The following is a 24,293-nucleotide window of genomic DNA, read 5'->3' as shown; positions in this document are numbered from 1 at the left end:
ATATTGAAATATTTTATATTTTCGTCGTATTATGTTTCTATTTATACTTGCCTTTATGCATTACTGTCATGGATAAATCCTGGTTATGCAGTTGATATTGATTTGCCAAATGATTATCAATATACAAATCGACTCTATTGTTGGGTTGCAAGACTATTTTTATGGGCAAAACAACTTTCTGACGAAGCCAAAAACAAAGCCCCATCCTTTCTCCATCTTTTTCTTTACACAAACTGTAATCAAACGGAAAATCTTGAAAGAACATCCGATCCATTTTAACGGAAACACAACGAAAAATTATTTTATCCGCAGATCTTGGAATAAACGGATAAGGTGGTTCCTTCTCGCTTGGATCGATAGTCGTCGTGAGACTGTTAGACTTGTTTTGAAAACTAATTTCGTGTACTAGATTTTCTCCTGAGTTGTTTTCTATTTCTATAATACAACTACTAAAAATTTCACGATATACCGTCACATCATCTATATAACCATACATATACCGCGCGATGGCAAACACAGCAATAAGAACAAGCGGAAGTATAAAAACTAATTTTGGTAATCGAATTTGAGTCAAGTAACTAACCAAGACCAGTCCACAAAGCAAAGATGCAAAAATGATAAGCGTAGGTGTTATAAACTCTGATACATTGGGTCCGGTACTACCTCCATTTGGGCTGGCATTACTGAGAGATACATACAAAAATGAAACCACGAAGGCAATAATACCAGTTACAACGAATGCAACTGACCAATGGGTAAATCGCAGCAAAAACCACTGCATGGCAGCAATAATTAATACAAAAACTATCAAAATCCCCGTTAATTCTCTAATATCTTCACCCATCATATTCGTTTTAAATTATTTTCTTTCTTCAAACAAGGTAAAATCATGAGTACCTTCACTTACTAAAATAGCATTTAGCGTTTCCGATTCATATCCCAGTTTTTCTGCTTTCTTTCCTAATTCGAGCGCTTTCTCAGCATCTCTTAGTTTACAATATATCTCAGCAAGATTACACACATATAGCCCCTCTTTTGGATACGATTCTATTGCTTTTTCAAAATATAATATAGACTCTTCATATCGTAGTTCTTGATCTAATAGGCATCCGTAATTATTATAAATATGTGCCAAAGCACTTGGTTCATGTTTTGTTTTGGCAATAAAATAATCTCTTTTGGCGTAGCAGGCTTCAAATCCTTGTTTATACCATACTAATCGAGACTCCAAAAAATAAGCATATCCATACCTTGGGTCGATTGCTAATATTGCATCACATTTTTCCTGAGCCAAATCGTATTGTTTGTTTCCAACGAATGCCCAAGCTTCTTTTAGAAGAGTACGTTTGGTTTGGTCTTCATTTTTGTCAAGCAAATGATCATCCATACTTTCTTTACGAACTTTATCTATTTGAATCTCCCAACCAGGAAAAACTATCGATTTTTCATTGGCAGTAATCGTAAATTTCAAGTCTGTTATTTTTGGTGAATTTTGAAAAGCAAGATCAAATAAAATGGGATTCTCTTCATTCTCTTCAGTGAGTTTTTGTATGTATTGATAGAGTTTTTGGGTATTGATTCGTAAAATGAGCCAACGGTATAAATAATCGCCTCTGTACACAATTTCAATTTTTTTTGGCAAGAACCTCAACATCGATAGTTCCAAAGTTTCTTTTTCGGTTTCATACTCATTAAAAGAAACATCAGATATCTCCAAGTAATTTTTGCCCTCCAGCCCCGAAATAGTCATACTCCAAGGAACTAATTTATTTTGTATTAAAAAGCGTTCTTCAATTCCTCCAGAAGCTTTAATCTTTTCTATCAAACTCGAAAAGGCTTTTGGCTCACTATAATATTCGTGTGAATAGCGATGCCTTTTTATTTTTTCATTTCGAACTTCTTCAGTAATTGAAGTTGGAATACTGTCCAGATGGTTAATCAAAACAGTGTCACTATTAAAAAGTTTTATTCCTCCATTGGCGTGAATTTGGAGATTTAGTCGTTTGGTTTTTTTGCCTCTCAAAATCCCAGAAACATTTGTGGGGTATTTTTCTCGTTCAAGAATCATTTTATAAAAAGGAAAAGGCAATTCGATATCATAATATTTATCTTCCACAATCGAATACCAAGACATAAAAAGATGGTCTGTCCCAAAAGGTAAATGTATGGTATCACTAAAAACACTTTTTTCTAAATAATAATTTCGGGTACTATTATCCTCCATTTTTCCCAACTCCCTTTCCGAATAAAAACAAGGTGCTTTTTCTAACTTAATATTAGACATTGTACGTTTTGAAATGCTTACAAATTGTATAGTATCAATATGAGTAAGCAATTCTCTATCATGATGTATTTTTAATGATACCTTCAGATAGTTTGTTGCCATTCTCCATTCAGAAAAATAATAACTACTATATTGAAAAACGTAATACAACGTAGGAATTCCAAATAAAATAGACGTCCAAAGTTTAAAATAAAGGCTATTAAATACTCCTGTTTTTTGATAGACAACAAGGGTGTAAACTCCGTAATCAACAAAAATCAATAACGCCAGTATAAGAAAGACTCCTTTTAAAAAATCAAAAGTTATACCGATACTTGACTTACCATAATAATACACGTAAAAATATGAACACCATGAAATGATCACATTAAAAAACAAGGCAATCCCCATTCCAAAAAAATAGAATAATCCATAAGTGATAGCAGAGGCTATAAGAATTAATCCTAGAGGAAAGACACTCTCTCCACTAAAATAAACTTCTTTTGTTTTTTGATAAGATCTATAATTTTTTATCATTTAATTATTGTATTTCGGAGAGGATATCTAAATCTGTATTCAAATTATGTTTTTGCATTTGCTCATAAGAGGCGTGAATTGCTGCGCCTTGTTTACAATGTGTTCAGAATTAAAAAAATTAGGTGCAAATAAATATTATCAATTCTATTTTTAAGATACATTCTTATTTCTTTTTAGTTATTCAAAGACTGTATCAATTTTAACTGACCAAACCATTCCATTGTCTCTATTGCGCAGATAATTTACATTACCAAAAATTATAATTTCATTCAAATCTTCCAGACTGGAACTTTGAGGATAGACCCCTTTTATATCTAAATAACGTTCCTGAAACGATGGGCTATCACTTACAGAAAGTTGTAAATCATCGCCATTGCAGTTCAGATATTTAATGTTTGTAGAAAAAACACCATTCGAAAAATGTACATGAAGGAGGAACAATCCAGTACCTTCACCTATGCGTAATGTTTCCCCAATCAATAGGCAATCGCTGTCTATTCCTGAAACTATAGTGTGAATTTTATAGATTTCGGGAAAATCATATAGGATATGATTAAACGAAAGTATAGTCCCACAAACTGTAACTCTTCCAAACAATGGATCTTCTACCGATCTATCTGAATTCGTATAATCTATGCCAGAAAACCAAACTCCGTCATGAACAGTTATTCCATTATGTACTTTATAATAAGGAACGATTTTATTCAATGGCATTAAGCCTTCTAGTCCAAAATGTCCCAATCCTTGGTTCCAAATGATTTCCCCTTCATTCAAATATTTTGAAATACCATGATTTTCTAGAACATAAAAATTTTCATTATTTGAATCTAAAACTGAAGATGAAAAATAGCTTTGTTTAATTACTGGATTTTCTACCTCTATGAAATCAAGCCCTTCTTTTGATATTTTAGTTTGCCACCTTTCCGGCCAAAAATCATCGTGCCCTCCTGCAGGCACACATTGATACCAGTTTCCATTTATAAGAATTGAACCATTATTACCATTTTCAATTTTGTTTATCTCAGTACTATATCCTTTGTTAAATATTCGAGATGTTAACAATTGATCTTCTTTGAATAAAGCCAATTTTGCTCCCGAATTAAAACTAGAATAACCACTTCCTAACCAATATTGTCCATTTTCAAGACTAAATATACATTTCCAGCGTATTTCTTTCTCCTGAATGTTTTTATATAATTTAATTATTCTGGACTCCTCAAAATATATAATTACTTGTTGAATAGATTGATAATTATCCGTAATCCATACATTTAATAAGGCAATATAAATAGTATCACTTGGGGTAATTGCTACTATTTGAACCCAATGTGCACTTTCGAATTCCTTTTTTAAATCAGTTGTATTTAATAGTATTGACAGCATTCATTCTTTTTTTTCAAAATTCGGGCTATTCCATTTAATGGATCTCACTATTTATGATGATTTTATGTTTCTAGTAGCTTTTGAATTTTATTCTACTACTACTTTCTGAGTAGAAGCCCCTCCTTCATTTTCTAATAAAACGAAATAAATCCCTTTCGACAAATTCGACAAATCTAAACTGCTATTTATTAAACCCTTATGAAACAAAAAAGTTTTCATAGTATGCCCCAAAGCATCATAAACAATAGCTTTTTCCAATGATACATTATCAATGTGTAGTACTCCATTTGTAGGATTGGGATATAATGCAATCGTACTCAAAAAGGAATCGTTTATACCCAAGCTACAGTTTTCAGAAAAACTTGCAGATACATCTTTTTTACTATCCCAATTGGTCTCTGCATAAGAGGTATTATCTACCAAAATACAACTCAAAGCTGTATTATTTGTAAAATTGGGATAATTAGAATAACTAAAAGAAAGCTTGGTATTATTTCCATTTTTCAAATTCAAACTAGATAATTTATTACTATCACATCTAAAGAATTCAAGAAGTTTATTATTCGAAACGTCCAGCTCCGTCAACAAATTATTATTGCATTCCAATCTTGTCAAAGCAGTATGTTTTGAAACATTAATGACAGTCAATTGATTATTAGAAACAATTAAATTATTCAAGGCAACATTTGCGGTAAGATCTAAGATTGTTAATACATTAGAACCACAAATTAAAGTTTCCAACGCACTATTTTGGGAAACATTCAATGAAGCAATTTGATTTGAAGAACAGGATAAATTTTTTAAAGCTACATTTTTAGACACGTCCAAATCCGTCAATTCATTTGAAGAACAACTTAAATAAGTCAATTTTAAATTTTGTTTAGTATCTATAGAAACTAGTTGATTGTTTGTAAAAACAAAATAATCCAAATTAATATTTTGTGAAACGTCCAAGTTTTTCAACTGATTTCGAGAACAATCCAAACGATTTAGTACTTTATTTTTAGAGATATTCAAACTTGTCAAGCTATTAGTATAACACGATAGAGTGTTCAAAAGTGAATTTTGGGAAACATTCAAAGTAGTCAGTTGGTTTCCATGACAAAATACTTTTTCCAACGCTAGGTTTTTGGTAAACTCTAGGCTTATTATTTGGTTTGAAACACAATATAATGTTTTCAATGCTGTGTTAAAAGACAAATCTAAACTAGACAATCCATTATTAGAACAATCTAAATACTCCAGATTACTATTCTCCGAAAAATTTAAATTTATCAATTGATTGTGGTAACATTGCAAAATTGTTAAGGCAGTATTTTTAGAAAAATCAACTGTTGATAAAGCATTATAATAACAATACAATTCTTGTAGTGCTACAAAATCCTGTATTCCTGTTAAATCAGAAATATTTGCATTATCAATATATAAAACCGTTACTGTTTCAATACTTGCGGTCAGCACTTTCCCATCAGGATTACCAGTATCAAGTCCTAATGAGATTAATTTGTTTTCAAAACTAACATCTGGAATTGTAGTGTATTGTGCATAAGTGACTACTTGGAATGCAAAAAAACAAAGAAGAATATATTTTTTCATTACTAACTTAGTTTTATCATGTTTATCATCTTTAACAAAAGTAACGCACGAAAAAAAGGTAACCCTCACTATAAATGATGATTTACAACAACAGAGACAACATTCATAAAATGTTATAATTCACAAAATTCCTTCTGTTATTTATAATAATTTTGATTAAAAACAATCTTATCATCAAATAACTTACGAAATCGTAATAGTTACAAAAAATATTATGCATGCATAGTAAATTATTCAATTTATTATTTTAAATTTGTCAGAGAAAAAAAAGAATTTAATATATATAAATTATGAAAATATTAGTTTGCATAAGTCACGTTCCTGATACTACATCAAAAATCAACTTCACTAACGGAGATGCTGATTTTGATACTAATGGAGTTCAATATGTAATTAATCCAAATGATGAATTTGGTCTAACACGTGCTATTTGGTTTCAAGAACAACAAGGCGCTACTGTTACAGTTGTCAATGTTGGAGGACCAGATACCGAACCAACATTAAGAAAAGCATTAGCAATTGGCGCTAATGAAGCCATTCGTGTTAATACAAACCCAACTGATGGATTTTTTGTAGCTAAACAATTAGCAGAAGTAATTAAAAATGGCGGATACGATATTGTAATCGCAGGAAAAGAATCATTAGATTATAATGGAGGGATGGTTCCTGGTATGCTTGCTGGAATTTTAGGATATAACTTTTTAAACTCTTGTACTGCAATTACAGTTGATGGTACTAATGTAACTGCAGTTCGTGAAATTGACGGTGGAAAAGAAACAGTGGCTACAACTTTACCTTTAATTATTGGTGGACAAAAAGGACTTGTTGAGGAAAAAGATTTACGTATTCCAAACATGAGAGGAATTATGACTGCTAGAACAAAAGCGTTAACAATTCTTGAGCCAGTTGATGCTGCAGTAAATACTAAAGCAGTGAAATTTGAGAAACCGGCTCCGAAATCAGCAGTGAAATTAGTTTCTGCAGATAACCTGGATGAATTAATCAATTTATTACACAACGAAGCGAAAGTAATCTAGTATTCAGTAATCAGTTTTTAGTAGTCAGTTTTTTTTAAATCCTGAAATCTAAAATCTAAAATCTAAAATCATTATGTCAATATTAATATACGCAGAATCTGCAGAAGGAAAATTTAAAAAAGTAGCATTAGAATTAGCTTCTTATGCAAAAAAAGTAGCTGAATCATTAGGAACAACCGTTACAGCAGTGACCGTAAATGCTGGTGATGTTTCTGAATTATCAAAATACGGAGTTGATAAAGTTTTAAAAGTAAATAATGATAAATTAAGTGGTTTTACTGCAAAAGCATACGCTGATGTTATCAAGCAAGCGGCACAAAAAGAAGCAACCAAAATAGTTTTATTATCTTCTACAACAGATAGTATTTACTTAGCTTCATTAGTAGCAGTAGCATTAGAGGCTGGTTATGCTTCAAATGTTGTTGGCTTACCTGTAAGTACTTCACCATTTCAAGTAAAAAGAAATGCGTTTTCAAACAAAGCTTTCAACATCACAGAAATCAATACTGATGTAAAAGTATTATCTATTGGTAAAAACTCTTATGGTATTTTCGAAAGTGCTTCTTCATTAACCGAAGAAGATTTTAATCCAACTATTGGAGATGGTGATTTTGGAGTAAAAGTAACATCGGTAGAAAAAGTTTCAGGAAAAGTTTCAATTGCTGATGCTGATATCGTAGTTTCTGCAGGACGTGGTCTTAAAGGGCCTGAAAACTGGGGAATGATTGAAGAATTAGCTGGAGTTCTTGGAGCTGCAACTGCTTGTTCAAAACCAGTATCCGATTTAGGATGGAGACCTCACGGAGAACACGTAGGTCAAACAGGAAAACCAGTTGCAACTAATTTATATATTGCTATTGGAATCTCTGGAGCAATACAACATATTGCAGGAATTAACTCTTCTAAAGTAAAAGTAGTTATTAATAGTGATCCAGAAGCTCCTTTCTTTAAAGTTGCGGATTATGGAGTTGTTGGAGACGCATTTGAAATTGTACCTCAATTAATAGCCAAATTTAAAGCATTTAAGGAACAACAATCCTAAAATCTAATTTCTCTTATAAAATTAAGCTACCTAAAAATAAGATAATTGTATCTTTGCTTTAGGTAGCTTTTTTGTTCCATTAATTTTGATTAAAATTGCACTTTATTTAGAACTAGAAAAAAGACAAATTAATAGAGTACTTTGTACTTCTCACTATACCAACATGAGCTTAGTTAAATTATCTATAAAAGGAATTTCATACAGTCAAACTCAAAATGGCGCTTATGCGTTAATTTTAAATGAGGTTGATGGAGAAAGGAAATTACCTATCGTCATCGGAGCTTTCGAAGCCCAGTCTATTGCGATTGCTTTAGAAAAAGAGATTAAGCCACCTCGCCCTTTGACACACGATTTATTCAAGAATTTTGCAGAACGTTTCGATATTGTTGTGAAACAAGTAATTATCCACAAACTAGTCGATGGCGTTTTTTATTCTAGCATTATTTGCGAAAGAGATAAAATCGAAGAAATAATTGATGCCCGAACTTCAGATGCTATTGCTTTAGCTATTCGATTCAGCGCACCAATTTTTACCTATAAAAACATACTGGACAAAGCTGGAATTTATTTAAAAGCCAATCCACTTGAAAGTGAAGCATCCAATGAAATAGAGGATATACTTTCAAATCCAGAGACTTTTGGCAGTACCGAGAGTAACGAATCAGGTAATACCTATTCTAATCATAGTTTACAGGAGTTAAACGAATTATTAGCACAAGCCGTTGAGCAAGAAGATTACGAAAAAGCAGCTAAAATTCGAGACGAAATTTCAAAAAGATAATATTAAAGGCATTAAGCAATAAGCATTAGGCAATAAGCTTAAAGCATAGAGCATAGAGCATAAAGTCCTAAAAATGAAACAATACCTAGACTTAGTAAAACACGTTTTAGAAAACGGAAATCAAAAAGGCGATCGAACAGGAACAGGAACCAAAAGTGTATTTGGCTACCAAATGCGATTTGATTTGAGCGAAGGTTTCCCAATGGTAACAACCAAAAAACTACATCTTAAATCTATTATTTATGAATTGCTTTGGTTCTTAAAAGGAGATACTAATATAAAATATCTTCAAGAAAACGGAGTAAAAATATGGGACGCTTGGGCTGATAGTAATGGTGATTTAGGTCCTGTTTACGGTCATCAATGGCGAAATTGGAACAGTGAAGAAATAGATCAAATTTCGGAACTTATTACCGAATTAAAAACCAATCCTAACAGCCGTAGAATGCTTGTTTCGGCATGGAACCCATCTGTATTACCAGACACCAAAAAATCATTTGAGGAAAATGTTGCTAACAATAAAGCGGCCCTACCTCCCTGTCATGCTTTTTTCCAATTTTATGTAGCCTCACCAGATACTGCTAAAGAAGAAACCAAAGGAAAACTTTCCTGTCAACTGTATCAACGCAGTGCAGATATATTTCTTGGAGTGCCATTTAATATTGCATCATACGCTTTACTAACAATGATGATCGCACAAGTTTGCGATCTTGAAGTTGGCGATTTCATACATACTTTTGGAGATGCCCATATTTACAACAATCATTTTGAACAACTTGAATTACAACTTAGCCGTGAACCCAAACCGTTGCCAAAAATGATATTAAATCCCAATATAAAAAACATCTTCGATTTCGGTTTCGACGATTTTACATTAGAGGGATATGAGCCACACGCCCTCATAAAAGGAAGTGTAGCTGTATAACACATAAAAAAATCCGCTTCTATGAGCGGATTTTTTTTGCTATACTACTAATACACTATTCTCTGCTCCTGCAAAATCATTCCATTTGAACGAATCTGCTTCTGGTTCATTTATATAAGCACCATCAACTACATATTTAAACTCATATGTTGAATCTTTATCTAATTCAAAAGTCCCTTTAAAAGTTCCATTTTTCAATTTGCTTAAAGCACCTTCTTCAATTTTCCAATCGTTAAAATCACCAATTACCGACACTTGATCAGCTTCCTTTGCTTCTAAAGAAAAAGTAACTTTACAAACAGGTTTCGTTTTTATAAATTGTTTTTTTACTGACATAACTATTTTATTTTTAGGTTATAACAAAGTAAGTAAAATATCTCGAAACATACACAAACATCCTCATTTTTAGTATATTAACAAAAAAAGCACTTCTTTTTTGTCATTAAAAAGAAATTGAATGTCTTAAATATTAATTTCAGTTCAAGAAAACGATTTCTGATTAAATATTCGACAATCAAAATAGTTACATTTGAAAATAAATTTTATCTTTATAAGCAAAATTCTACTTTATGGAAAAGGAATTACACGAACAATATGAATATGCCCGAAACCGCATAAAGCAAAAGAAAAGATTGTATTACCATTTTGTTTTCTTCACATTGTGCAGCCTTTTTTTATTTATGGCTGTCTATTTTTTTGAAACCGCAATAGAATTAAATTGGTGTATTTGGATTATTACTTTATGGCTATTTATTTTTGTGTTGCATTTCATAAAGGTTTTTATCACCGATCGATTCATGAATAAATATTGGGAAAGAGATCAAATTGACCGACTTGTAGCCTTACAACAAAAAAAAATTACTCAATTACAATCCAAAATTGAGAGCAATAATTCTAAATAAACACTAATATTATGATTATTATGATTGCTGCAGTTGCAGAAAATAATGCCTTAGGAAAGAACAATGAATTAGTTTGGCATTTACCTAATGATTTTAAAAGATTCAAATCCTTAACTACTGGTCATCATATAATAATGGGTAGAAAAACATTTGAAAGCTTCCCAAAACCACTCCCTAATAGAACGCATGTTATTATAACCAGACAAAAAGACTATAATCCTGAAGGTTGTATCGTGGTGGATAGTATAGAAAAAGCTCTTGCGGTTTGTCCAGAAAATGAAACTTCATTTATAATTGGTGGAGGAGAAATTTACAATTTAGGGCTTCCATTTGCTGATCAACTTGAAATCACAAGAGTACATCATAGTTTTGATGCAGATGCTTTTTTTCCAGAAATCAATTCTAATGATTGGAAAGAAGTTCAAACCGAGTTTAACCCTGCAGATGATAAACATCAATTTGCCTATACTTACCAAACGTTTACCAAAATCTAACTGACATTTATTTCAAAAATCTTCAGTTCAGATAACTCTTAAAATAAAAAAAGCATCCTAAATTAGGATGCTTTTTTTTAAATGATTAGCGGTAATGACCTACTCTTGTACTACAATTTGATAACATAATATACAAATCACAAATATCAATATTACCCCCGAGATGAGGACAATATAATTTGATAATTTTTGAGAGTACAACTCAAAAAAACCTTTAGTACCAAATACCACAAAGGTACTAAAGGTGAAGAAAATTAAAATTTCCAAAAACAAATTTAATCCTAAGAACGTATTTTGCGCTTTTAAAATAATACTACCACTAGTGACAGTACCTTCAAAAAACAACACAAGAACAAATGAGATAAATAGCGCAACAAGCATCCATTTGATTTGGGTCATTAGTTCCCGTCTAATCATTAAAAAAAATATTTAAATTTTAAAGTACAAACATCAGTAATAAAAACAATTTCCACAATACCCACTTTTGGTGATATTTCAATTATTTTTCATTTTTTTTAAAATCACTCAGAACTCAGAAATTATTTTCAAAAACAACGATACAATAAAATTTTGTTCAATAAAAAAAACACAATTATAGTTTATGCAGTTTGTTTATATTTGTAGAAATAAAAAAAATGCCAAAAGAAATCACACCTTATAAAGACTCCTCTCTAAGTAAAAAAGAACAAGTAGCCAAAATGTTTGATAACATTTCCGGAAACTATGATAACCTAAACCGAGTTATTTCATTTGGCATTGATGTCAAATGGAGAAAAAAAGTTTTGAAATTGGTTGCAGAAACTAATCCTAAAACTATATTAGACATTGCTACTGGAACTGGAGATCTTGCTATTTTAATGGCGCAAACTGGAGCCGAAAAAATTACAGGTTTAGACATATCGGCTGGAATGCTTGAAATAGGCGAAAAAAAAATTAAAGAAAAAAATCTCTCTCAAATTATTGAAATGGTATTAGGAGATTCCGAAAGCATGCCTTTTGCAGATAATCATTTTGACGCTATAACGGTAGCTTTTGGCGTTAGAAATTTTGAACACCTTGAAACAGGACTTTCAGAAATCTTGAGAGTATTAAAACCTGGCGGAATATTTGTTATTCTAGAAACTTCGGTTCCAGATAAAACACCTTATAAACAAGGTTATAATTTTTACAGCAAAAACATTCTACCACTGATAGGAAAACTATTTTCAAAAGATAATGTAGCCTATGGATATTTATCAGAATCTGCTGCTGCTTTCCCTTACGGAGAAGCCTTAAACAATATTTTAAGAAAAACTGGGTTTATAATGGTGAATGCATTGCCTCAAACATTTGGCGTTGCAACTATTTACTCTGCTTCAAAAAAATAATACTGAAATATTCAGCATAAATATGAAAAAAATAATTGTATTAATTCTATTAAGCATTGCCATAAAAGGAAACTCCCAATCTAAAAGTATTTTTAGTAAGGATCCGATAATTAATCTCGAAAATTGGCAAAAGAAAAAACTCTATTTTGGTTTTTATTTAGGATTCAACAATTATGATTTCAAGATTGATTATAAAACAGTAGGCCCTGATATACAGACAGACAAATCAACAGGTTTTAATGTGGGATTAGTAACCAACTTTAGACTGCAAGAATATTTAGACTTACGTTTTGAGCCAGGACTTTATTATTCGGATAGAACTTTACATTATGCACCAAACTCAGATTTTAATTCCTCAAGTGATGCTATAAGAGAAATAAACAGCACTTATATTAATTTTCCATTATTATTGAAATTTTCTGCACTAAGAACTGGAAATATACGTCCTTACTTATTAGGAGGTGTATCCGCTAATTTAAATTTATCTAGTAATTCAAAATCTCCTGATGACAATCTCGAAGAACGTTTTAGAGTAAAAACGTGGACTACTAATTATGAAATAGGTTTTGGTATTGATATTTTTTCGGAGTATTTTATATTCTCTCCTTCGATTAGAGGTCAATTTGGAATTTCTGATGAATTGATTCGTGATAAAGACCCAAACAGTCCTTGGACTGGAAATATAGAATCTATGAAATCAAGAGCCATTTTAATCAATTTCACGTTTCATTAATAGTAAAACCTCAACTTTGTCTTCTAAATTCACTTAAAATAATGGCTGTAGCTGTGGCTACGTTCAAGCTTTCGGTAATTTGAAGATCTCCAAAACGAGGAATTGTAATTCTTTTTGTGACTAATTTTTCTATATTTTCAGATATTCCATTGGCTTCATTTCCCATAACAATAATCCCTTCCTGAGGCAAAGTTGATTTGTAGATAGTATCACTATCCATAAATGTTCCAAAAACTGGTAATTTAGTTTTTTCCAAAAAATCTTCTAAATCAACATAATTAACATTTACTCTAGCAATAGATCCCATAGTAGCCTGTACCACTTTCGGATTATAAATATCAACAGTTTCTTTTGAACAAACTAATTGTTTAATTCCAAACCAATCACATAATCTAAGAATAGTTCCCATATTACCTGGATCTCTAATAGAATCGAGAGCAACAATCAATCCAGATTCAATAATTTTATTTTCTAAAGGGATTTTAAATACGGCCAAACAAGTATTTGGAGTAGTCAAAGCACTAATTTTATTCAACTCATTTTCAGCAATAAGCGTCTTTTTATGAGAAGCAATCGCATTAAAATCTTCTTTCGTTGTATAAAGATGATCCATTTCAAAATTTGATTTTACTAATTCTTGAATTACTTTTACACCCTCAGCAAAAAATAATTGATTCGCAAAACGATATTTTTTTTGTTGTAAACTAGATATAAGTTTTATTTGGTTTTTACTAAGCATAAAAAATGTATTTTTGAATTAAATATTCTACAACAAGAATTCCCAGATGAATAAATGTTTTTTTTCCTTTATTATAAAAAATAATTTTGCCGAGAATTTTAGGCAATCTATACTTTTTAAGAAGAAAAATAGTCTTGCAAAAATATCATTATTTATCCTAATTAGTGTTTTTTTCTACGCTTGTAATTCAGAAAAAAGAGTTCCAGCTAGAAAACAGCTTCTTGTTAAAAATGAAATCTTTGAGAATGGCAAATTACTCAAAAACCAAACTATATATGATCAGCTGTATCAACAACCAAACAGTAGTATTTTAGGATACCGAATGCTATTGAATATCTACAATTTAGCCAATCCAAATCCGGATTCAACTTTCAATCTAAAATATTTAAATAACAAAAAAAAGTACGATAGAGAAGTTAAATGGCTTTCGGCAAAACAAGTAGAAGGACTTCGCAAATCTTTTTGGTATCTTGGCATTCATGAATTTTTAAAAGAAACAGGAGAAGCACCAGTAATTGCAGACACTTTAAGATCTATAAAGTCACTAACTAGACTTAAGAGCTATTATTCCAACAATGGCTATTTTAACATAAAAGCCTCCTATAAATTGGATTCTTTGGCACCAAAAAAAGCTCGATTTAAATACTTTTTGAGTACTGGAAATCCTTACTTTATTGATTCTATTAAAACAAAAATAAAAACTCCTGTTTTAGATTCTCTTTACAAACAGACTAAATCATCATTGACAGTAGGAAAACAATACAAAACAGAAGATTTCGAAAATGAAAAAAATCATATTAGCACCTATTTTAGAAACCATGGTGCTTATCTTTTTCAACCCAATTACATCAATTTTGACATTGATACCATCAATAAAAAAGACAAAGCATCAGTACTTTTAAACATTGAAAACTATTCTTATCTAGAAAATGACTCAATCAAAACTGAGCCTTTTAAAATATATAAAATTAGCAACATTAAAGTCTATACGGATTACTCGACTGCAAATCACAATCAACCTGTTAAGGACAGTGTGACCTACAACAATATGACTTTATATGGTTTTAAAAAAATAAAATACACTCCACATGCAATAACCGATGCCATTTTTATCACCAAAGGAGGAGTATTCAATGATAACAAAACTGTTTTATCTACTAGGTACTTAAATAATTTAAAAACTTTTAATTACCCAACTATACAATATGAAGTTGACAAGACGGATGTAACTTCACAGTCTTTGATTGCCAATATATACTTAACCCCACGAAAAAAATATAGTTTTGGCTATACTTTAGATTTCACACATTCAAATATTGAAGATTTCGGGATAACTGGAAGTGTTACCGAAACGGTACGAAATGTATTTAATGGTGCTGAAACATTAGAACTTTCAGCAAGAGGAAATATTGGTGCTTCCAAGGATATTGCAAATGCAAATGATAGTTTTTTCAATGTGTCTGAATATGGTATAGATGCAAAATTAAACTTTCCACGGGTACTATTTCCAATCAAAACAGAAAAAATCATCCCAAAAAGTATGATTCCTTCAACAATAGTTAGTCTTGGTCTATCCAAACAAACCAATATTGGATTGGACAAAGAAAACTTTACTGGTTCCTTTTCATACAATTGGACACCGAAGAAAAACACTACCACTCGTTTGGATCTTTTAAACTTTCAGTTTATTCGAAACCTAAATCCTGAAAATTATTTCCATGTTTATACAAGTTCTTATGATGCTTTAAATAACATTTCCAAAACCTATAATACAAATCCATCTTATGCAGATTCAAATGGAAATTTGATTATAGAAAGCGGAACAACAGGCTTTACAAATGATGTTTTAACTGGTCAAACCACATTAACCCAAAATGATCCTGAATTCCAGAATGTCAACAGTATTGAACAACAAAGAATACGACTTACTGACAATGATTTTATCTTGGCAACCAATTTTAATTTCACTAAAACCAGCAAAAAAGATTTACAAGACAATGATTTTTATACTTTTAGAACAAAAATAGAGTCCGCAGGAACTTTGCTATCTGCAATATCAGAAATTGGAAATATTCCTAAAAATCAAAATGGTAATTATGAAATTTTTAATTTAGAATATTCTGAGTATATAAAAACAGAATTTGATTTCATTAAACATTGGAGTCTTAGTAAATCCAACATATTTGCCATGCGAACCTTTTTTGGTATCGCTATACCTTACGGAAACTCAAATACAGTGCCGTTTTCAAAAAGTTACTATGCGGGGGGATCCAATGACAACAGAGCTTGGCAACCCTATAATCTTGGCCCAGGAAGTAGTTCTTTTACAAATGACTTTAACGAAGCCAATATGAAAATTGCCATTAGTGGTGAATATCGTTTCTCAATTGCAGGTAAATGGGGAGGAGCTTTATTCGCAGATGCAGGAAATATTTGGAATGCACTTGATGCTGTTACCTATGAAGCAGCAAAATTTGACAGTATAAAAGATTTAACTGAAATCGCATTAGGAACAGGATTTGGTATTCGATATGATGTAAGTTTCTTTGTTGTAAGACTCGATGTTGGCTTTAAAACCTACAATCCAGCCAAGGAAATCGGGGAAAGATGGTTTACCCAATATAATTTTGCAAACTCTGTATTTAATTTTGGGATCAATTACCCTTTCTAAGTGCTAATTAATTCTTATTTTTGCAAATTATAATCTAAAAACTAAAAAAAACAATTAAAAGAAAATTACAATGGCACACAATATTAAACCCGGAGTAGCTACAGGCGATCAAGTACAAGAAATATTCAATTATGCAAAAGAAAAAGGTTTTGCGCTTCCTGCTGTAAATGTTATAGGATCTGATACAATTAATGGAGTACTAGAAACTGCTGCTAAACTAAATGCACCAGTTATCATCCAATTTTCAAACGGAGGAGCACAATTTAATGCTGGAAAAGGACTTTCTAATGCTGGAGAAAAAGCAGCTATTGCTGGTGGTATTGCAGGAGCAAAACACATTCATACATTAGCAGAAGCATACGGAGCAACTGTTATTTTGCACACTGACCACTGTGCTAAAAAATTATTACCTTGGATTGACGGATTATTAGATGCTTCAGAAGTACATTTTGCAGCAACTGGAAAACCATTATTCTCTTCTCACATGATTGATTTATCTGAAGAGCCTATCGAAGAAAATATCGAAATCTGTAAAGGATATTTAGAAAGAATGAGTAAAATGGGAATGACTCTTGAAATCGAACTTGGAATCACTGGTGGTGAAGAAGACGGTGTAGACAACTCTGATGTAGACAGCTCAAAATTATATACACAACCAGAAGAAGTAGCTTTTGCTTACGAAGAATTATCAAAAGTTAGCCCAAAATTTACAATCGCTGCAGCTTTTGGAAACGTTCACGGTGTTTACAAACCAGGAAACGTAAAATTGACTCCAAAAATCTTAAAAAACTCTCAAGATTTCGTACAAGCTAAATTCAACACTGGAAACAATCCAGTTGATTTTGTTTTCCACGGAGGATCTGGTTCTACATTGGAAGAAATCAGAGAAGGAATTAGTTACGGTGTAGTAAAAATGAATATTGATACTGACTTACAATTTGCATTTACTGAAGGTATTCGCGACTTCATGGTTAACAATATTGACTACCTTAAAACTCAAATTGGAAATCCAACTGGTAGCGATTCTCCAAACAAAAAATACTACGACCCAAGAAAATGGTTACGTGAAGGTGAAAGCACATTCAACGCAAGACTTGAGCAAGCATTTGCTGACTTAAATAATGTGAATACATTATAAATTCAAATTACCAATTATGAATTATGAGTTTAACTCATAATTCATAATTTATAATTCATAATTACAAAAATATGGCTTGGTTTAAAAGACAAGAAAAAGGAATCACTACGGCTACCGAAGACAAAATGGATATTCCAAAAGGGCTTTGGTACAAATCACCTACCGGAAAAATTATCGACGCTGATGAATTGGCACGTAATTTATTTGTAAGTCCCGAAGATGGTTTCCATGTTAGAATTGGAAGTGAAGCTTATTTTGATATTTTATTTGACAACAATGAGTTTGTTGAATTAGACAAAAATATGACTTCTAAAGATCCACTGCAATTTGTTGACACAAAAAAATATGCAGATCGACTGAAAGAAGTTATGGAAAAAACAAAACTTAAAGACGCTGTGCGTACTGGAGTTGGAAAATCCAAAGGAAAAGAAGTAGTAATTTGCTGTATGGATTTTGCCTTCATCGGCGGATCAATGGGAGCAGTTGTTGGAGAAAAAATCGCAAGAGGAATTGATCATGCTATCAAAAACAAATTGCCTTTTGTAATGATATCCAAATCTGGAGGAGCTAGAATGATGGAAGCCGCTTATTCTTTAATGCAATTGGCTAAAACATCTGTAAAACTAGCACAACTTTCTGAAGCAAAACTTCCTTATATTTCACTTTGTACTGATCCTACAACTGGAGGAACTACCGCATCTTATGCCATGTTAGGAGATATCAATATTTCAGAACCAGGAGCATTAATTGGTTTTGCCGGACCTCGTGTAGTAAGAGACACTACTGGTAAAGATTTACCAGAAGGATTTCAAACTGCTGAATTTCTATTAGAACATGGTTTCTTAGACTTTATAACACCAAGAAAAGAATTGAAAGACAAGATTAATTTATATCTTGATTTGATTCAAAATAATACAATTAGATAATTTACAAATATCTAAATTGCAAAATCCCAAGGAAATTTTCTTGGGATTTTTTTTATATATCTTTATTTCAAATAACTACTTTATGAGAAGAACATTTATAGCTTTCGTGTTTTGTTTGTCATTTTTAAATTGTTCCAAAAAAAAAAGAAGAGATTGCAAAAACAAATAAACCTTATATAATTTCATTTGAAGATCAAAAAATGCAAGAATATGCAGATTCCTTAAAAAGAAATAATAGTAGAATCAAACTTCCTTCAACAAAAGGCTTTTTTTATGGAGAAAGTCAGCTTGTTATTGATAAAAAAGGCGACTTTTTTTTCTACCAAACAAAAAATAGTCCTATCATGTGTAGCACCGGTTCCGAGAATGACACATTTTCTCGATTTACAACCAAAAGATATTATTAAAATTCCACAAAAAACTTTAAATGACTTTATTTCAGAAAACATTTTGACTAAAGAGAAAAGAAGACAGATTTTAATAATTGTTTCACAAAATGACACTATCAAAAATAAATACTTCTTGGAATTTTTAAAAAGAGGTCTTATTCGAACGTATCACATAAGGAAAACAACTCAAGAAGAAGATACCGTTTTAAAATACAAGAAAAACAATGATTTTTATTATTCAAATGAAATAAAATGGGATAAAACAAAAATAAAATTAGCGAGAATAAAACCATAGAATATCAACAACTTAACATATGTTCTAAAAACCTATTTTGGTCTGTTTTTTATTAATTCTTTTTCAGCTATTTTAAAAGCTAATCGCTCTCGCCATTTTGCGTAACGCCCTTTAAAAACCACTTTTACAGCACTATCAACTGCACCATGCATAAACAAACTCCAAACACTAGCTGCTTTCCTGCTTATTGACCGATCCCACGCACGAAGTGTCAAGGAAAAAGATCCATCAATATACCGCATCCAATGCCACATTCCTGTTGGCATAAATAAAGTATCTCCATGCTCAAGAAAAACTTCATAACCCTCTACCCCTTTCAATGCCGGAAATTTTTCAAAATCTGGATTAGCAACATCATAATCTTCTAAAGCATAAGTCGTATTAGGAACACAATAAAGGCGTTTTTTCCACTTATTGTCAAATAATATAATATGTTTTCGCCCTCCAAAATGAGTATGAAAAAGGTGAGGTAAATCAATATCGTAATGTAAAAAAGTGATTGCTTTAGATCCTCCAAAAAACATAGCAGGCATACTTTCAATAAATCCTCCCATTAAATCTTTAGGTACCACTACATCATTAACTAACTCTGGCCTGTGTTTGAAAAGGTTAAAGAAAAAAATACGCAAGTCTGTAGGCTCACTTTTTATTAAATCCAAATATTTACCAAACTTCATACTGGCAATAGAGGCGTTAATTACTTTATTTGGATCTGCTTTGGAATTATCAACTAGCTTTACCTCAATATCTCCAGCTATTTCTTTAAAATAATCAGTTGACCACTTTTCGCGAGCAGGCCAATCTTTTGTCAATCCTTTTATAATTAAAGGTTTTCTTTTGTCTAAATAGTTTTTCTTAAAATCCTCTCTAGTAATAGAGTCAACTATATCTACATTTTTTAAAATAAAGCTCATCTATGAATATTTAATCATTCCATGTTTATCAAAACTAATTAAATATTTATAGTCATCCAAAATTTACACTAAATTAACAATACTATAATACGAAAAATCAATTACATACCTGTTCTAATCGCTTCAACAGGATCTAACTTAGATGCTCCAATAGCTGGTATGATACCCGATACAACTCCTACAATAACCGATAACCCTGATCCAATTAAAATATTCCACATACTTAAAACAAAGTCAAAATCTAATAAGTTGGTAAGAAGTATAGAAACTGCCCAAACCATTAACAATCCAATTGCACCTCCAATTACACAAAGAATAATCGCTTCAAATAAAAATTGAAATAATATAAAACGATTTTTAGCACCTAATGATTTCTGAATACCAATTAAATTGGTTCGCTCTTTTACAGAAACAAACATAATATTAGCAACACCAAAACCACCAACCAAGAAAGAAAAAAAACTTATAAAGATTCCCCCTATTCGTAAAGACCCTAAAATTTGATCGATAATATCTAAAAAACCAGCAAAGACATTAATAAAAAAGTTGTCAATCTCCCCTGCTTTCAGTCCTCTAAAATTTCTAAGCTTTTGTGTTATTTCACCTTTATACTCCTCCATATCCACTCCTTTTTCTGGCTTGAATATAATTACATTCGTTAAATTTGGATTATTATCACCATATAGTCTTCGAACAAAATTAACGGGGATAAAAGCTGAAGAGTCATTACCACCTCCAAACATTGAACCTTCTTTTTTCAAAACTCCTATAACCGTAAATCGCTGGCCGTACAATCTTACATTTTTCCCAATAGCTTCAGCACCTTCAAAAAGTGATTTTGCAACATCATCACCTAAAACAATCACTGCAGCGCCAGAATTAGCTTCGGACTCATTATAAAACCTTCCATTTTCAAATTCTAATCCTTGAATATCAATAAATTCATGAGATACTGGTACAATATTGACATCAGAAACTATATTAGACTCATATTTTATTGATTCGCTCTTTGTGAAAATTTGATACCCCAATTCAGCAGTATGCGTCATGGCATTTTTTAAATAAATATATTCTGAATATTTTACGTTAGGAAATTGTTCTCTTTTCCATTGTGGTATATCAGAAGGTCCAAAAGAGAATTTTAATAAATAAACAGTATTTTTATCTAAACTACTTAAATCTTTAGAGATTTTTTTATCCAAAGAATCTACCGCAGCAAGTACTGCTATTATAGAAAATATTCCGATAGTAACCCCCAATAATGAAAGTAATGTTCTCAATTTGTTGCTTCGCAATGCATTCATAGCAAAACCAAAACTCTCTTTTAATAATCGTAGGTAAACTAGCATATTTTTAAAATTTGTATTACTGTAAAATTCTATCTTTTTATTTCAAAATCCTAAAAAAATATATTTAACAATTGGTATGATATTTTAAGAGATTGTTACATCTTTTTTATTGAATTATATTATCAAAAAAAACTATTTTTGCACTTTAAAATTATAACTACTCGATGAGCACAACAAAAACAATCCAATCAGCATTAATTTCAGTCTTTTCAAAAGATGGTCTTGAGCCAATTGTTAGAAAATTACATGAGCAAAATGTAACTTTTTATTCAACAGGAGGAACAGAAGAATTCATTAAAAATTTAGGAATCCCTGTTATTCCAGTTGAAGATGTTACTTCTTACCCATCAATTCTTGGCGGAAGAGTAAAAACTTTACATCCAAAAGTTTTTGGTGGTATCCTAAATCGTCAAGATAACGAAAGTGATGTACAACAAATGAAGGAATATAACATTCCTCAAATTGATTTGGTTATTGTTGATTTATACCCTTTTGAAAAAACAGTAGCTTCTGGAGCTAGTGAAAGTGATATTATCGAAAAAATTGACATTGGTGGTATTTCATTAATTCGTGCTGCCGCAAAAAATTTCAAAGACACTGCTATTGTTGCTTCAATGGATCAATACGGTTTATTTTTGGACATGATTACTGCTCAAAATGGAGCAACATCCTTAGAAGATAGAAAATTATTAGCAACTAAAGCTTTTCATGTTTCTTCACATTATGATGGCGCTATTTTTAATTATTTTAATACTGATGAAACAATCTATAAATCTAGTATAGAAAACGGACAAGTATTGAGATATGGTGAAAATCCACATCAAAAAGGGTTCTTCTTTGGCGATTTTGAAGCTATGTTTACCAAAGTTCACGGAAAAGAATTATCATACAATAACTTATTAGATGTTGATGCAGCTGTAAACTTAATTCATGAATTTAAAACAGACGGCCCAACTTTCGCCATTTTAAAACACAACAATGCCTGCGGATTAGCTACAAGAGAAACTATTAGCGAAGCGTATAATGTGGCTTTGGCTTGTGATCCAACATCTGCTTTTGGTGGTGTATTGATTGCAAATACTACTATTGATGTTGCTACAGCTAATGAAATAAACAAACTATTTTGTGAAGTAGTTATTGCTCCATCTTATGATGCTGAAGCCATTGCTATTTTACAAGAAAAGAAAAACAGAATTATATTAATTCAAAATGAGGTTGAATTACCTCAAAAACAAGTAAGAACATGTCTTAATGGTTTGTTAATTCAGGAAAGAAACAATATCACCGATACTAAAGCTGACTTAAAAACCGTTACGCTTACAGCACCAACTGAAGAAGAAATTAAAGATTTGATTTTCGCTTCAAAGGTTTGTAAGAATACCAAATCAAACACAATCGTATTTGCTAAAAACGGAACTTTGATTTCTTCTGGAACAGGACAGACTTCAAGAGTTGATGCGTTATTGCAAGCTATTGAAAAAGCAAAAGCTTTTGGATTTAGTTTAGAAGGAGCTTCAATGGCTAGTGATGCTTTTTTCCCATTTCCAGACTGTGTTGAAATAGCAAAAAAAGCAGGAATAACTGCCGTAATTCAACCTGGAGGATCAATCAAAGACGAATTGAGCATTAATTATTGTAATGAAAATAATCTTGCAATGGTATTTACAGGAACTCGTCATTTTAAACATTAATTTGTTTAACTTTGTGCGTAATTTATTTATAACTTTTTAACCCTTAAAAGGCATATGGGATTTTTTGATTTCATGACCGAGGATATTGCGATAGACCTTGGTACAGCAAACACTTTAATCATTCACAATGACAAAGTCGTAATTGACAGTCCATCTATAGTTGCGCGTGATAGAATATCAGGCAAGATTATTGCAGTTGGCAAAGAAGCCAATATGATGCAAGGGAAGACGCATGAAAACATTAAAACAATTAGGCCTTTAAAAGATGGTGTAATTGCCGATTTTGATGCCTCTGAAAAAATGATCAGTATGTTTATAAAAAGCATACCTGCATTGAAAAAAAGAATGTTTACTCCAGCTCTTAGAATGGTAGTTTGTATTCCTTCGGGAATTACCGAAGTAGAGATGAGAGCGGTAAAAGAATCTTGTGAAAGAGTTAATGGTAAAGAAGTATATTTAATTCATGAGCCTATGGCCGCTGCAATTGGTATTGGTATCGATATTATGCAACCAAAAGGAAATATGATTGTTGATATAGGTGGTGGAACAACTGAAATCGCTGTAATTGCATTAGGAGGAATCGTTTGTGATAAATCTGTTAAAATCGCGGGAGATGTTTTTACCAATGATATTGTTTACTACATGCGCACACAACACAACTTATTTGTTGGAGAAAGTACTGCTGAAAAAATAAAAATTCAAATTGGTGCTGCTATCGAAAACTTGGAAACTCCTCCAGAAGATATGTCTGTTCAAGGAAGAGACTTATTGACTGGTAAGCCAAAACAAGTAGAAGTATCTTATAGAGAAATTGCAAAAGCATTAGACAAATCGATTCAACGAATTGAAGATGCGGTAATGGAAACATTATCTCAAACTCCTCCAGAATTAGCAGCTGACATCTATAATACAGGTATTTATTTAGCAGGTGGTGGGTCTATGTTAAGAGGACTAGATAAAAGAATTTCTCAAAAAACGGATTTACCCGTTTACATTGCTGAAGATCCGTTAAGAGCTGTTGTAAGAGGAACTGGAATGGCACTGAAAAACATTTCAAAATTTAAAAATATATTAATCAAGTAAAACATTGTTTTACTGAACATTATAGTTATTCAACATTA

Annotated in this window: 22 protein-coding genes; 14 read left to right on the top strand and 8 right to left on the bottom strand. The window is 31.5% G+C overall.

Annotated features, from left to right (window positions below; all coding sequences use genetic code 11):
* Positions 1–37: 37 nt before the first annotated feature.
* The 4 genes from CLU82_RS11165 to CLU82_RS11150 form a co-directional block, all read right to left on the bottom strand.
* Complete coding sequence (locus CLU82_RS11165) at positions 38–847, bottom strand: hypothetical protein (RefSeq protein WP_100843169.1); 810 nt, start codon at positions 845–847, stop codon at positions 38–40.
* 12 nt (positions 848–859) lie between these two features.
* The gene (locus tag CLU82_RS11160; RefSeq protein ID WP_100843168.1) at positions 860–2,800 is read right to left on the bottom strand and encodes a hypothetical protein; all 1,941 of its coding nucleotides are present in this window, start codon (positions 2,798–2,800) and stop codon (positions 860–862) included.
* Between the two features lie 177 nt (positions 2,801–2,977).
* The gene (locus CLU82_RS11155) at positions 2,978–4,183 is read right to left on the bottom strand and encodes a hypothetical protein (RefSeq protein ID WP_100843167.1); all 1,206 of its coding nucleotides are present in this window, start codon (positions 4,181–4,183) and stop codon (positions 2,978–2,980) included.
* Positions 4,184–4,270: 87 nt separating this feature from the next.
* Positions 4,271–5,779 (bottom strand): T9SS type A sorting domain-containing protein, encoded by a 1,509-nt coding sequence (locus tag CLU82_RS11150; RefSeq protein ID WP_100843166.1) that lies wholly within the window; start codon positions 5,777–5,779, stop codon positions 4,271–4,273.
* A gap of 290 nt (positions 5,780–6,069) precedes the next feature.
* Here CLU82_RS11150 and CLU82_RS11145 point away from each other — a divergent pair, with 290 nt between their 5' ends.
* The 4 genes from CLU82_RS11145 (at position 6,070) to CLU82_RS11130 (ending at position 9,564) form a co-directional block, all read left to right on the top strand.
* A complete protein-coding gene (locus CLU82_RS11145; protein ID WP_100843165.1) occupies positions 6,070–6,816 on the top strand; it encodes an electron transfer flavoprotein subunit beta/FixA family protein in 747 nt (248 codons plus the stop codon).
* A gap of 73 nt (positions 6,817–6,889) precedes the next feature.
* Positions 6,890–7,858, top strand: coding sequence for an electron transfer flavoprotein subunit alpha/FixB family protein (locus tag CLU82_RS11140; RefSeq protein ID WP_100843164.1), 969 nt, complete (start codon positions 6,890–6,892; stop codon positions 7,856–7,858).
* Positions 7,859–8,021: 163 nt separating this feature from the next.
* A complete protein-coding gene (locus CLU82_RS11135) occupies positions 8,022–8,639 on the top strand; it encodes a bifunctional nuclease family protein (protein WP_100843163.1) in 618 nt (205 codons plus the stop codon).
* A gap of 73 nt (positions 8,640–8,712) precedes the next feature.
* Positions 8,713–9,564, top strand: coding sequence for a thymidylate synthase (locus tag CLU82_RS11130; protein WP_100843162.1), 852 nt, complete (start codon positions 8,713–8,715; stop codon positions 9,562–9,564).
* A gap of 39 nt (positions 9,565–9,603) precedes the next feature.
* On the opposite strand, the gene CLU82_RS11125 is transcribed toward CLU82_RS11130, so the two are convergent.
* Positions 9,604–9,900: an isoamylase early set domain-containing protein gene (locus CLU82_RS11125; RefSeq protein ID WP_100843161.1), complete on the bottom strand. Its 297-nt coding sequence runs from the start codon at positions 9,898–9,900 to the stop codon at positions 9,604–9,606.
* 233 nt (positions 9,901–10,133) lie between these two features.
* Here CLU82_RS11125 and CLU82_RS11120 point away from each other — a divergent pair, with 233 nt between their 5' ends.
* The 4 genes from CLU82_RS11120 (at position 10,134) to CLU82_RS11100 (ending at position 13,060) form a co-directional block, all read left to right on the top strand.
* On the top strand, positions 10,134–10,466 hold the full coding sequence (locus tag CLU82_RS11120) for a 2TM domain-containing protein (protein WP_100843160.1): 333 nt from the start codon (positions 10,134–10,136) through the stop codon (positions 10,464–10,466).
* An 11-nt stretch (positions 10,467–10,477) separates the two neighbouring features.
* Entirely contained in the window at positions 10,478–10,960 is a 483-nt protein-coding gene (locus CLU82_RS11115) for a dihydrofolate reductase (protein ID WP_100843159.1), read from the top strand.
* 635 nt (positions 10,961–11,595) lie between these two features.
* Positions 11,596–12,327: a bifunctional demethylmenaquinone methyltransferase/2-methoxy-6-polyprenyl-1,4-benzoquinol methylase UbiE gene (ubiE, locus tag CLU82_RS11105; RefSeq protein ID WP_100843158.1), complete on the top strand. Its 732-nt coding sequence runs from the start codon at positions 11,596–11,598 to the stop codon at positions 12,325–12,327.
* 22 nt (positions 12,328–12,349) lie between these two features.
* Positions 12,350–13,060: a porin family protein gene (locus tag CLU82_RS11100; RefSeq protein ID WP_100845009.1), complete on the top strand. Its 711-nt coding sequence runs from the start codon at positions 12,350–12,352 to the stop codon at positions 13,058–13,060.
* 10 nt (positions 13,061–13,070) lie between these two features.
* Here the strand turns inward: CLU82_RS11100 and CLU82_RS11095 are convergent, their stop codons facing one another.
* Entirely contained in the window at positions 13,071–13,799 is a 729-nt protein-coding gene (locus CLU82_RS11095) for an RNA methyltransferase (protein ID WP_100843157.1), read from the bottom strand.
* A gap of 46 nt (positions 13,800–13,845) precedes the next feature.
* On the opposite strand from CLU82_RS11095, the gene CLU82_RS11090 reads away from it, so the two are divergent.
* The 4 genes from CLU82_RS11090 to CLU82_RS11070 all read left to right on the top strand — a co-directional run bounded on the left by CLU82_RS11090 (position 13,846) and on the right by CLU82_RS11070 (position 19,218).
* Positions 13,846–16,470, top strand: coding sequence for a BamA/TamA family outer membrane protein (locus CLU82_RS11090; RefSeq protein WP_100843156.1), 2,625 nt, complete (start codon positions 13,846–13,848; stop codon positions 16,468–16,470).
* A gap of 70 nt (positions 16,471–16,540) precedes the next feature.
* On the top strand, positions 16,541–17,608 hold the full coding sequence (gene fbaA, locus CLU82_RS11085; protein WP_100843155.1) for a class II fructose-bisphosphate aldolase: 1,068 nt from the start codon (positions 16,541–16,543) through the stop codon (positions 17,606–17,608).
* Positions 17,609–17,679: 71 nt separating this feature from the next.
* Positions 17,680–18,534: an acetyl-CoA carboxylase, carboxyltransferase subunit beta gene (gene accD / locus CLU82_RS11080; RefSeq protein ID WP_100843154.1), complete on the top strand. Its 855-nt coding sequence runs from the start codon at positions 17,680–17,682 to the stop codon at positions 18,532–18,534.
* Positions 18,535–18,807: 273 nt separating this feature from the next.
* Complete coding sequence (locus CLU82_RS11070; protein ID WP_157813346.1) at positions 18,808–19,218, top strand: hypothetical protein; 411 nt, start codon at positions 18,808–18,810, stop codon at positions 19,216–19,218.
* Positions 19,219–19,250: 32 nt separating this feature from the next.
* On the opposite strand, the gene CLU82_RS11065 is transcribed toward CLU82_RS11070, so the two are convergent.
* Together CLU82_RS11065 and CLU82_RS11060 are read right to left on the bottom strand one after the other, a co-directional pair.
* On the bottom strand, positions 19,251–20,132 hold the full coding sequence (locus CLU82_RS11065; RefSeq protein ID WP_100843151.1) for a cupin-like domain-containing protein: 882 nt from the start codon (positions 20,130–20,132) through the stop codon (positions 19,251–19,253).
* 101 nt (positions 20,133–20,233) lie between these two features.
* Positions 20,234–21,481, bottom strand: a complete 1,248-nt coding sequence (locus CLU82_RS11060) for an ABC transporter permease (RefSeq protein ID WP_100843150.1) — start codon at positions 21,479–21,481, stop codon at positions 20,234–20,236.
* 164 nt (positions 21,482–21,645) lie between these two features.
* Between CLU82_RS11060 and purH the strand changes: the two genes are divergently transcribed.
* Positions 21,646–23,172, top strand: coding sequence for a bifunctional phosphoribosylaminoimidazolecarboxamide formyltransferase/IMP cyclohydrolase (purH, locus tag CLU82_RS11055; protein WP_100843149.1), 1,527 nt, complete (start codon positions 21,646–21,648; stop codon positions 23,170–23,172).
* A 54-nt stretch (positions 23,173–23,226) separates the two neighbouring features.
* Positions 23,227–24,255 carry a rod shape-determining protein gene (locus CLU82_RS11050; RefSeq protein WP_100843148.1) on the top strand — a complete coding sequence of 343 codons (1,029 nt, stop codon included), beginning with the start codon at positions 23,227–23,229 and terminating at the stop codon, positions 24,253–24,255.
* Positions 24,256–24,293 lie beyond the last annotated feature (38 nt).

The organism is Flavobacterium sp. 5, from assembly GCF_002813295.1.
Lineage (GTDB): Bacteria > Bacteroidota > Bacteroidia > Flavobacteriales > Flavobacteriaceae > Flavobacterium.
The sequence above is the reverse complement of the archived record's forward strand: the minus strand, read 5'-3'. Positions and strand labels throughout refer to the sequence as shown.